Source organism: Rugosimonospora africana (assembly GCF_016862975.1).
Classification (GTDB): Bacteria; Actinomycetota; Actinomycetes; order Mycobacteriales; family Micromonosporaceae; genus Rugosimonospora; species Rugosimonospora africana.
Genome location: NZ_BONZ01000016.1, coordinates 56505 through 66194, shown reverse-complemented (window position 1 = coordinate 66194; position 9690 = coordinate 56505). Strand labels below are relative to the sequence as shown.

Sequence of the window (9690 nt, the reverse complement as noted above, 5' to 3'; positions counted from 1 at the left end):
CCGAGCCGCGAGGCCCGCCCGGCTGATGAGCGGGCCGGCCAAGCGGCCGGGGAGAGATGGTGGGAGGGCGTTGACATGCGAGTTGCCATTGCCGGAGCCGGTAACGTCGGCCGCTCGATCGCCCAGGAGTTGATCGAGAACGGCCACCAGGTGATGCTCATCGAGCGGGCTGCCGAGCGGCTGCGCCCCGAGCGGGTACCGGAGGCCGAGTGGGTGCTGGCCGACGCCTGCGAGGTGGCCAGCCTCCAGGACGCCGACCTGGCCAGCTGCGACGTGGTGGTGGCCGCGACCGGCGACGACAAGGTCAACCTGGTGGTGTCGCTGCTGGCCAAGACCGAGTTCGCGGTCGGCCGGGTGGTGGCCCGGGTCAACCGGGCCGAGAACGAGTGGCTGTTCACCGACCAGTGGGGCGTCGACGTCGCGGTGAGCAAGCCGCGGTTGATGGCGGCCCTGGTCGAGGAGGCGGTGACCGTCGGCGACCTGGTGCGGCTGATGACGTTCCGGCAGAGCGAAGCCAACCTCGTGGAGATCACGCTGCCGGGTTCGGCGCCGTACGTCGGCCACGCCGTACGCGACGTGCCGCTGCCGCACGACGCCGCGCTGGTCGCGATCCTGCGGGGCAAGCGGGTACTGGTGCCAACCCCGGACGACCCGCTGGAAGCCGGCGACGAGCTGATCTTCGTGTGTACCACCGAGGTCGAGGACAGCGTGCGCGCCGTCATCCTGGGCGCGCGGGCGAACAGCGGGGCCGAGAACCGGGCCGCGGCCGGGGAGCAGCAGGGCTGACGGGCGACAGGAGGGCTGGCCGGCGGCAGAAGAGCTGACCGGCGACGGCAGCGCCACGGCCGGCGGACAGCCGGGCAGCCCGGCCGCCCGAAGCGTGTCAGCTCTGCTGGACGATCGGCTCTTGGGCGATCTCCGGCGAGGCCCGCCGGGTCGCCCAGACCGTGATCGCGATCAGCAGCAGGTACGGCGGGTAGCCCAGCGCCAGCCGCAGGATGCCCAGCGTCGTGGCCGGGCTGTCGTCCGCGGTGTGCTGGAAGACCAGCGCCTGGATCAGCACCTTGGCCAGGTATGTCAGCGCCCAGACCACGGTCAGCCAGCTGAACGTGCGAACCATCCGCGGGTCATCCCGCCAGTCGGTGCGCCCGCGCGTGACCAGCAGCGACCAGACCCACCCGACGATCGGGCGCCGGACCGCGACCGAGGCCAGCATGATCAGCCCGTAGCCGAGGCTGAGCAGGATCCCGGGCAGGTAGAAGTCCTTCGCGCTGCCGGTCCTCCAGGCGATGATCGCGCCGATCGCGATGCCGAAGATGCCGTTGACCGCGTGCCGTACCGGCTGCCGGCGGGCCAGCCGCCAACCACCGATGATCACCGCCGAGGCGACCGCGATGACGATCGCGGGCCGCAGCGACCAGATGATGTTGGCGACCACGAACACCAGGACCGGAACCCCGGACTCGATCACCCCTCGCACGCCGCCGAGCTGGTCGGCCAGTTGCTCGCTGAAGCTCGGCAACGGCTCCTCGGCCTCGGCCGACCCGTCGACCTTCTCGACCTCGCCGGAAGCCAGGTGCTCCCCCGGCTCGGCGGTCCCGGCGTTCTGCGGGCGCTCGCCCGGTGTCTCGGTCGTCATGGCCTCACCGGGGTAATTCGAGCTCGTAGTATGGGTTGTAGATCACTTTCCGGCCCTCGCGCACCGCGATCCGGCCCCGCACCGACAGCGCCCGACCGGGCTCGATGCCGGCGATGTGCCGCCGGCCCAGCCAGACCAGCGTGACCACGTCGCTGCCGTCGTAGAGATCGGCTTCCAGGGTCGGCAGATTCGTCCGCGGGGTGTAAACCACGGTGCGCAGCCGGCCACTGACACTGACCAGCTGGCCGCGCTTGACATCGCAGGCCGACACGCAGCCGGACTCAGCGGTGCTGCGCTGCAGCTCCTCAGCGTCCAGCTCAGCCTCGCTGGCCATCAGGCGGCGGAAAAACCGGTGTAACGGCGAAGGTCGCTCGACGGTCGCCATGACCTGCGTGTCACTCTCCTCGGCCCAGCGCCGGCCAGCAGCCGGCACTGATTAGCGTACGTCCATCATCGGGCGGCCGGTCAACCTCTTCCGGGGGTCGAAACTGGTTCGGACCCGGAACGTGTCACCGGTTGGCCGCCGAGTATGGACCCGCCCGCTTCGCGGGCGGTCCGCCGGCACCTGGGCCGTGCCGCAGATCACCGAGATCGGCGGGTACGGGACGAGCCGCGCTTGCCCGACTGCGGGGTCGAGCCGTTCACCGCCGTGGCGTCGGTGCTCGAGGTGGTCGACGGCTGCGGGGCCAGCGGAGAATCGCCCAACTGCACCTGCGCCCGCGCCTGCCCACCCGGCTGGACCTGCGCCCGCCCCTGGGACTGCGCCTGGCCCTGCTGCTGGATGTGCGCCTGTTCGGCGGCCTCTCTGGGCAGCCGGAGCGGCAGCGCCTCGCGTACCGGCATCGCCTCCCGCCCCCGGTCGACCACCAGCTCACGGAGGCAGTCGGCGAGCGGACCGGCGGCGCTGGGGTCGGCGGCGGCCGGACCCTGGTAGACCGCGCGCACCATCCAGCGCGGCCCGTCGACGCCGATGAACCGGACATCGGCCGGCCCGTCCGGCGTGCGGATCCGTGCCCGCAGCTCGGTGCCGTACTCCCCGCCCACCTCGTCGGCCTTGGCGCCGTCGCTAGTCAGCTGCGTACGGATCTCCTCGCGGACCTCGTCCCAGATGCCGCTGCTGCGGGGCGCCGCGAACACGCCGAGCTGCAGCGCGCTGCTCTCGTGCACGAGCACGATCTGCCCGATGCTGCCGTCCGGGTTCGCCTGCACCCGGATCTCCACCCCGTTGACCGCGGGAATCTGGAGGCTGCCCAGGTCGAGCCGCTCGACGCCGCTGGGCGCCTCGGTGATGTCGTACGGGCCGGGGCGGGATCCCCCGCCAGCCGCCCGCTCGACGAGCTCGTCGGCGTCGTCGGAGGGCTGAGCAGCTGGCGACCGGTGGGCCCCGCGACCAGCATCCTCGCCCTTCTTGTGCCGCCCGCCATTCCCGCGGCCTCGGGAGAAGATCACGGTTCCACCGTCCTGTTCAGCGCAGACCGGCGTGGCCGCCGGTCGATCCGTGTCCGCCCACTCCCCGGACCGAGTCGGGAAGCTCATCGACGCGGAGGAAGTGTGCATGCTCCACCCGCTGAACGACAAGCTGCGCGATGCGGTCGCCACGGGCGATGGTCGCCGTGGTCTCCGGGTCGTGGTTCACCAGATTAACCATGATCTCGCCGCGGTACCCGGCATCGATGGTTCCCGGGGCGTTCAGCACAGTCACGCCCAGGCGGCTGGCCAGCCCGGAACGCGGGTGCACGAGGCCGACGTAGCCGTCCGGCAGGGCGATCGCCACGCCGGTGCGGACCAGCGCCCGCTGGCCCGGGTCCAGCTTCACGTCCTCGGCCGCGCACAGGTCAGCCCCCGCGTCGCCCGGATGGGCGTACCCGGGCAGTGGCAGGCCGGGGTCGAGCTGCCGCACGGCCACTGTCACCCCGTCAGTCATGATGGCCTCGTCGCTCACAAAGCCATCCTGCCGTGCCCCGGTCGGGGACGACCGGGCGGGGCGCCGATACCCTCACAGAGTGGCACAACATCCGAACCAGACCCCGGCCGCCAGCGGCACCGGGGAAGGGGACGACGCGGTCCAGCGGCCGGATGATCACCGGAGCGTCTCCGCCGCCCGGTACGCGGAGCGGCTCATCGTGCCGTGGTGGTTGTGGCTGATCGCCCTGGCCCTGGCCGCCATGCTCTCGGCCGAGGTATATCTGGGCGCCCCCGGCCTGGCGACCTGGGTCCCGTACCTGATCCTGCTGCCGCTGACCGTCCTCGGCCTCGCGGCCGCCGGCCGGATCCGGGTCGCGGTGGAAGGCGGCGAGCTGCGGGTCGACGACGCCCGGCTGCCGGTGCGGTTCGTCTCCGAGGTCGGCGTCCTGGACGCCGCGGCCAGGCGGGAGGCGTTGGGCCCCAATGCCGACCGGTACGCGTTCGTCGTGCAGCGCCCCTGGGTGCCCCGGGCGGTACTGGTCGTGCTCAACGATCCGGAGGATCCGACCCCGTACTGGGTGATCAGCGCCCGGCGTCCGGAACGGGTCGCGAAGGCCCTGCTCGCGGCGCGCGCCGCCGGGCTCAGTCCCGAGCCGGGGGCTGGGTCGGCCACTGCGTGATCGCCGGGCGCGGCGTGCTGCCGGCCAGGTCTTTGCGGATCTGCTGGCCCAGCGAGATCGTGGCCCGCCGGTTGAGGTAGCTCGCCACCGCGGCACCGGTCAGCATCGGGCCGTAGGTCGTGAGGTTGCGCCCGAACCTGCGCAGCAGGCGGTCGCGCAGCTCCTTGCGGGTGGCGGTGCCGAGCATCGCGGCCACCCCCATGCCGGGCAGCATCGGGTTGATGCCCCGCCGCTGCGCCCATGCCTGTACCAGCGCCACCGCCCGCTCGGAGCGGGTACCGACGATCGGCGTGCCGTACACGACGTGCAGCTCACCGATCAGTTTGATCTCGATGGCGACCACCGCCACCGTCTCGGCCGCGAGCAGGACCGGTGCGGAGAGCAGCGTGGGTGTGGCCACCCATTCGATCGAGGCGACCCCTCCACTGGCGGCGCCGATCGCGGCCGTGGTGCGGGCCGCGTTGCGGATGAGCCGTTCGGCCAGGGCGTCGTCGCTCAGTTCGGGAAAGTGCCGGCGCAGCGTCGGGTAGTCCCGGATGGGCAGCCGCGGCGCGACGTCGCTGACCGCGTCCGCGATCCAGCGCATGGCCGCCTTCGGGCGGAACAGGTCGCCGATGCCACGGGCCCGGATCTCGCCGGCCAACCGGCCGAGCAGCCAGCGCCGCTGCGACTGGTCAAGGTTGTCGTCGGTCAGCGCGGCGATGGTGTCCGACATGTCGTCGGCGGTGGCCGGCTCCTCCCGTGCCTCGGGCGCCAGCACCTCGTCCGCCGGTACCGGCTCATGGTCCGGTGCCGGCTGCGCGGGCCCGGCGGTCGCGCCGTCCGGCACGGTCCGGTCAGCACCACTCATCGCTCCCGCTCCCTTCACAGCGGTCTCGGGTCGACGCCGCTGCCGGAGCTCTCCGGCACGCCGACCCGAGACGGGCGGTACCTCAGGGTTCCCAGCCGGGTCGGGAACGAATCCAGCCGCCCGTCTGTCGTAGATCTGTCAGGCGCATTCCCGACAGATCAGATCGCCGTTCCGCTCGACCGCCAACTGGCTGCGGTGATGCACCAGGAAGCAGCGCGAGCAGCGGAATTCGTCGGCCTGCATGGGCAGGACCTTGACGGTCAGCTCCTCGTCGGCGAGGTCGGCGCCGGGCAACTCGAAGTTCTCCGCGACCTCCGCCTCGTCCACGTCGACCACAGCGGACTGCGCGTCGACGCGACGTGCCTTGAGCTCCTCCAAGCTGTCCTCGCCGAGGTCGACCTCGTCTCGACGCGGGGCGTCGTAGTCGGTGGCCATCGGTTGTCACACTCCCGTTTCCAAATCGCGCCCGGTGTAACGCCAGACATCGGTGTTTCCTTGCCCGCTGGCCGTGCCGTTTTCCGCCACGGCCGGCGGGGTCTTGCGGTGGGGGTAAGTGCCCGTCGAAACTCCCTCGCCGGGCGCGGTACCTTACCGCCCCTGTGCGAGAGTTGTACGCCCACGCACGCGAAGTTGTTCCCAATGTGACTCAGGCGACACCAAGGTAGGTGGCGACGCCCGCAGATCGCATCCGCCGCGCCGCCCGCGGATAGGGATTCCGGCGCCGACGGGCAACAGGCGTAACGTCGGCGACGATACCGCTACTCTCGTCGTACCCGAGTCGCTTCGCCGCACAGCGATGCGGCGGGAGTCGTCAAACGAAGATCAGATGCACGCGGTTGAACGGGGAGCCTAAGAGATGAGCCTTGCCCGGGCCCGGGCCATGATCCTGGTGGCGTTGCTGGTCGTCGCCGCACTGATCCTGGTACTCGTCGCCATCTTCAAAGACAAGCAGAGTGGCAGCATCTACTCGAACAGCTGCCCGGCCGGCGCGGTCAAGGTAAAGACCCGCCCCCTGCCGGTCCCCGGGAAGATCAAGATCAACGTCTACAACGGCACCAACAAGGCCGGCCTGGCCAACGCGGTGGCCGACGACTTCCGCAGCCGGGGCTTCACCGTGGTGACGGCGGGCAACGCGCCGGCCAAGTTCGACGGCGTGTCGAAGCTCGTCTACGGCCCGAAGGAGTTGGCCGCCTCGACGGTGGTGAACTCCTACTTTCTGGGCTCCGCGGAAGCCGACTTCGACATCAAGCGCACGACCGACGTGATCGACGTGACCATCGGCTCGCAGTACACAACGCTCGGCACGAAGACCGAGGTCAGCCAGTCACTCGCCCAGTTGGGCAACCCGTCGCCCCCGCCGCACACCTGCGACACGGCCTGAGCCGGTTTCCCGGCCCGCGCTACGGCGCGGGCCGCGTCGCTCACTGACCGTATTTATTCGTCACCAGCCGGCGCGGCCCATCCCGGCCCGCCGGCCGGCGCTCGTCACGGCCGCCGGCGGTGTTCGTCACGGCCTGCCACACGCGCCCGTCACCCCCTGCCGGGCCGTCGGGCACGGCCCGACGCGGGCGTCCGTCACGCCCTGCCGGGCCGACTGTCACGCCCTGCGCGGGCGTCCGTCAGAGGCCGCCGGCCGCGTCAAGGCGAACCAGGGCATCCTGCAGCGCCGGCCAGATGGCCGGTGGGGCCGCGACGACCAGATCTGGTCCCGCCCCCGCACCGGACAGGCCGCCGACCCGGAGGCCGGCCTCTGCGCCGATCAGGCCGCCGGCCGCGTGGTCCCAGAGATTGAGCCCCTTTTCGTAGTACGCGTCCACCCGGCCCTCGGCGGCGAAACACAAGTCCAGCGACGCCGCACCGAACCGACGAATGTCCCGGACGATCGGCAGCAACTTCGCCACCACCCTGGCCTGGTGCACCCGCCGGGCCGAGTCATATCCGAACCCGGTCGCCAGCAGGGTCTGGCTCAGCTCGGTGACCGCCGAGCCGGTCAGCCGGACGTCGCCGCGCCAGGCACCGCCGCCCTTGGTCGCGGTCCACTGTTCACCGCTGACCGGGTTGCGCACCACACCCGCGACCACCTCGCCGTCCACCTCCGCAGCGAGTGAGACCGCGTACTGCGGGATCCCGTACAGGTAGTTCACCGTCCCGTCGATCGGGTCGAGGATCCACCGCACGGCGCCCGCCCCGGTCGACTCGCCGGCCTCCTCGCCGAGGACCCGGTCGCCCGGGCGGCTCTCGCGCAGCGCCTCCCGCACGTACCGCTCGGCCGCCCGGTCGGCCGCGGTGACCACATCCGTCGCGCTGCTCTTGGTGGTGACCCCGGTGACCCCCTCGTCGCGCATCTGGCGGGCCAGTTCGGCCGCTCCGCTGGCGATCCGTACCGCGATCTGGAGTAACTCTTCGGGCTCGACCGTCATGCCGAGCATCCTCTCAGGGCCTCCATCCGTGCCTGGTGGGCGCGCGGCGTGAACTGATCGCGTCCGGCGGCGCTACAATTCACGCTGCCCACGCGTCACGGATCGCCCAGCACGTCACAGTGGCCGATTCACGGCGAATGGGTTCCCAAACTTCAACCGAGGGGTTTGCGACGCCCTGTGCTGCGCAAAACCCCCTAAGAAGATTCCGGGCAACGCGGCCTTCCGGCCGGCTCGGGACCTTCGAGACGAGGACCTCGGACCGCCTGTTCACACCGGCGACTCGGGCGTTCTCACAGGAAGATCCTGGGCCACGTGGTCCCCCGCCTGGCGGTCCGGGAGCTTCACCGGTCGGCAGAGGCGCGAATTTCGCGCTACGTTGGCCGGACCGGCCGTGCTCGTTTTTCGCCTTCGGAAGGTCGTTCGTGACTGAAGCCCGCCAATCAGGCACCGACGTGCGTACCCTCACCGACGCGCTCATCGCCCACGCGGCCAACTCGGATGGGCATCTGACCTCGGCCGAGGTGGCCCAGGCCGTCGAGGACGCCGAGGTCACCCCGAGTCAGGCCAAGAAGCTGCTGCGTAGCCTCGCCGAGGCCGGCGTGGTCGTGGTCGTCGACGGCTCGGCGAGTAGCCGACGCCGGGTGGCCGCGGCCCGGTCCGCGACGCCCGCGTCGAAGGCGACCACCGCCAAGGCCACTCCGAAGGCGCCTCCCGCACCCGCCGTGGCGAAGCCGGCGGCGCCGACGGTGGCCAAGAGCGCTGAGCCGAGCCCGGCCAAGCGGGCCGCGCCCAAGCAGGCGGCGAGCCCGGAGACCGATGCCGCACCCGTCCCCGAATCGGGCGCGGCCACGATCGCGAAGCCGGCCAAGGCCGCCAAGGCGGCAGCGAAGACCGCCGAGAAGCCGCCGGCCAAGGCCGCCAAGGCGACCAAGCAGGCGCCCGGGGCCAAGGCCGCCCCGGGGACAGCCAAGGGCGAGGGAGAGGGACCGGAAGACGGCGACCTCGACCCGGAGGCGCTGGCGGCCGACCTTGAGGACGTGGTCGTCGACGAGCCCGCGGAGATCGTCGCGGAGGCCGAGGCCGACGCCCAGGCCGACGCCGACGACTTCGAGTGGGACGACGAGGAGTCCGAGGCGCTCAAGCAGGCCCGCCGGGACGCGGAGCTGACCGCTTCCGCCGACTCGGTGCGCGCCTATCTGAAGCAGATCGGCAAGGTTCCGCTGCTCAACGCCGAGCAGGAGGTCGAGCTCGCCAAGCGGATCGAGGCCGGCCTGTACGCCGGTGAGCGCCTGCGCGCGGAGGATGAGGGCGAGGAGAAGCTCGTCATCACCATGCACCGCGACCTGAGCTGGATCTCCCGGGACGGTGAGCGGGCCAAGAACCACCTGCTGGAGGCAAACCTCCGGCTGGTCGTCTCGCTCGCGAAGCGGTATACGGGGCGGGGCATGGCCTTCCTTGACCTCATCCAGGAAGGCAACCTCGGCCTCATCCGCGCCGTCGAGAAGTTCGACTACACCAAGGGCTACAAGTTCTCCACCTACGCCACCTGGTGGATCCGCCAAGCCATCACCCGCGCCATGGCCGACCAGGCCCGCACCATCCGCATCCCGGTCCACATGGTCGAGGTGATCAACAAACTCGGCCGGATCCAGCGGGAGCTGCTCCAGGACCTGGGCCGCGAGCCCACCCCGGAGGAGCTGGCCAAGGAGATGGACATCACCCCGGAGAAGGTGCTGGAGATCCAGCAGTACGCCCGGGAGCCGATCTCGCTCGACCAGACCATCGGTGACGAGGGCGACAGCCAGCTGGGTGACTTCATCGAGGACTCCGAGGCGGTCGTCGCGGTCGACGCGGTCTCCTTCTCGCTGCTGCAGGACCAGTTGCAGCAGGTGCTGCAGACGCTGTCCGAGCGCGAGGCGGGCGTGGTCCGGCTCCGGTTCGGGCTCACCGATGGTCAGCCGCGCACGCTCGACGAGATCGGGCAGGTATACGGCGTGACCCGGGAGCGGATCCGGCAGATCGAGTCGAAGACGATGTCGAAGCTGCGTCACCCGTCGCGGTCGCAGGTTCTGCGGGACTATCTCGACTGAGTCGGCGACGCACCCGGTGTGTGCTCGGTCACGGCAGCGCGCGAATTACGGTCGTGATGTCAGGTTCCGGACGGATTGCCGAGCCGGGCGCGATGTTATGCCGTTG

At 71.1% G+C, this 9690-nt stretch carries 10 protein-coding genes and 1 pseudogene; 4 read left to right on the top strand and 7 right to left on the bottom strand.

The features are described from left to right. The first annotated feature begins 75 nt into the window (after positions 1 to 75). On the top strand, positions 76 to 786 hold the full coding sequence (locus Raf01_RS09865) for a potassium channel family protein (RefSeq protein ID WP_203917465.1): 711 nt from the start codon (positions 76 to 78) through the stop codon (positions 784 to 786). A gap of 97 nt (positions 787 to 883) precedes the next feature. Here Raf01_RS09865 and Raf01_RS09860 read toward each other — a convergent pair whose 3' ends face one another. The 4 genes and pseudogenes from Raf01_RS09860 to dut form a co-directional block, all read right to left on the bottom strand. Then, a complete protein-coding gene (locus tag Raf01_RS09860) occupies positions 884 to 1639 on the bottom strand; it encodes a DUF3159 domain-containing protein (protein ID WP_203917464.1) in 756 nt (251 codons plus the stop codon). A gap of 4 nt (positions 1640 to 1643) precedes the next feature. After that, positions 1644 to 2024, bottom strand: a complete 381-nt coding sequence (locus tag Raf01_RS09855; RefSeq protein WP_203917463.1) for an OB-fold nucleic acid binding domain-containing protein — start codon at positions 2022 to 2024, stop codon at positions 1644 to 1646. 404 nt (positions 2025 to 2428) lie between these two features. Then, positions 2429 to 3088, bottom strand: a pseudogene (locus tag Raf01_RS09850) (DUF3710 domain-containing protein); the annotation flags it as partial. A gap of 16 nt (positions 3089 to 3104) precedes the next feature. After that, entirely contained in the window at positions 3105 to 3563 is a 459-nt protein-coding gene (dut, locus tag Raf01_RS09845) for a dUTP diphosphatase (protein WP_203917461.1), read from the bottom strand. Positions 3564 to 3642: 79 nt separating this feature from the next. Between dut and Raf01_RS09840 the strand changes: the two genes are divergently transcribed. Then, a complete protein-coding gene (locus Raf01_RS09840) occupies positions 3643 to 4224 on the top strand; it encodes a DUF3093 domain-containing protein (protein WP_275412973.1) in 582 nt (193 codons plus the stop codon). Here the strand turns inward: Raf01_RS09840 and Raf01_RS09835 are convergent. Together Raf01_RS09835 and Raf01_RS09830 are read right to left on the bottom strand one after the other, a co-directional pair. Then, a complete protein-coding gene (locus Raf01_RS09835; RefSeq protein WP_373319512.1) occupies positions 4187 to 5074 on the bottom strand; it encodes a hypothetical protein in 888 nt (295 codons plus the stop codon). The two genes, Raf01_RS09840 and Raf01_RS09835, sit on opposite strands and share 38 nt — an antisense overlap. Positions 5075 to 5212: 138 nt before the next feature. Next, positions 5213 to 5509, bottom strand: coding sequence for a DUF4193 domain-containing protein (locus Raf01_RS09830; RefSeq protein ID WP_203917460.1), 297 nt, complete (start codon positions 5507 to 5509; stop codon positions 5213 to 5215). A gap of 421 nt (positions 5510 to 5930) precedes the next feature. On the opposite strand from Raf01_RS09830, the gene Raf01_RS09825 reads away from it, so the two are divergent. Next, complete coding sequence (locus Raf01_RS09825; RefSeq protein WP_203917459.1) at positions 5931 to 6455, top strand: LytR C-terminal domain-containing protein; 525 nt, start codon at positions 5931 to 5933, stop codon at positions 6453 to 6455. Positions 6456 to 6693: 238 nt separating this feature from the next. On the opposite strand, the gene Raf01_RS09820 is transcribed toward Raf01_RS09825, so the two are convergent. After that, positions 6694 to 7503, bottom strand: coding sequence for an inositol monophosphatase family protein (locus tag Raf01_RS09820; protein ID WP_203917458.1), 810 nt, complete (start codon positions 7501 to 7503; stop codon positions 6694 to 6696). A 413-nt stretch (positions 7504 to 7916) separates the two neighbouring features. Here Raf01_RS09820 and Raf01_RS09815 point away from each other — a divergent pair, with 413 nt between their 5' ends. Next, complete coding sequence (locus tag Raf01_RS09815) at positions 7917 to 9584, top strand: RNA polymerase sigma factor (protein WP_203917457.1); 1668 nt, start codon at positions 7917 to 7919, stop codon at positions 9582 to 9584. The last annotated feature ends 106 nt before the right edge of the window (positions 9585 to 9690 follow it).

Bases quoted from the DNA above. Each gene is read 5' to 3' on its own strand.
- Raf01_RS09865 (WP_203917465.1), top strand. From the start codon at position 76: ATGCGAGTTGCCATTGCCGGAGCCGGTAACGTCGGCCGCTCGATCGCC.
- Raf01_RS09835 (WP_373319512.1), bottom strand. From the start codon at position 5,074: ATGAGTGGTGCTGACCGGACCGTGCCGGACGGCGCGACCGCCGGGCCC.
- Raf01_RS09825 (WP_203917459.1), top strand. From the start codon at position 5,931: ATGAGCCTTGCCCGGGCCCGGGCCATGATCCTGGTGGCGTTGCTGGTC.
- Raf01_RS09860 (WP_203917464.1), bottom strand. From the start codon at position 1,639: ATGACGACCGAGACACCGGGCGAGCGCCCGCAGAACGCCGGGACCGCC.
- Raf01_RS09820 (WP_203917458.1), bottom strand. From the start codon at position 7,503: ATGCTCGGCATGACGGTCGAGCCCGAAGAGTTACTCCAGATCGCGGTA.
- Raf01_RS09855 (WP_203917463.1), bottom strand. From the start codon at position 2,024: ATGGCGACCGTCGAGCGACCTTCGCCGTTACACCGGTTTTTCCGCCGC.
- Raf01_RS09830 (WP_203917460.1), bottom strand. From the start codon at position 5,509: ATGGCCACCGACTACGACGCCCCGCGTCGAGACGAGGTCGACCTCGGC.
- dut (WP_203917461.1), bottom strand. From the start codon at position 3,563: ATGACTGACGGGGTGACAGTGGCCGTGCGGCAGCTCGACCCCGGCCTG.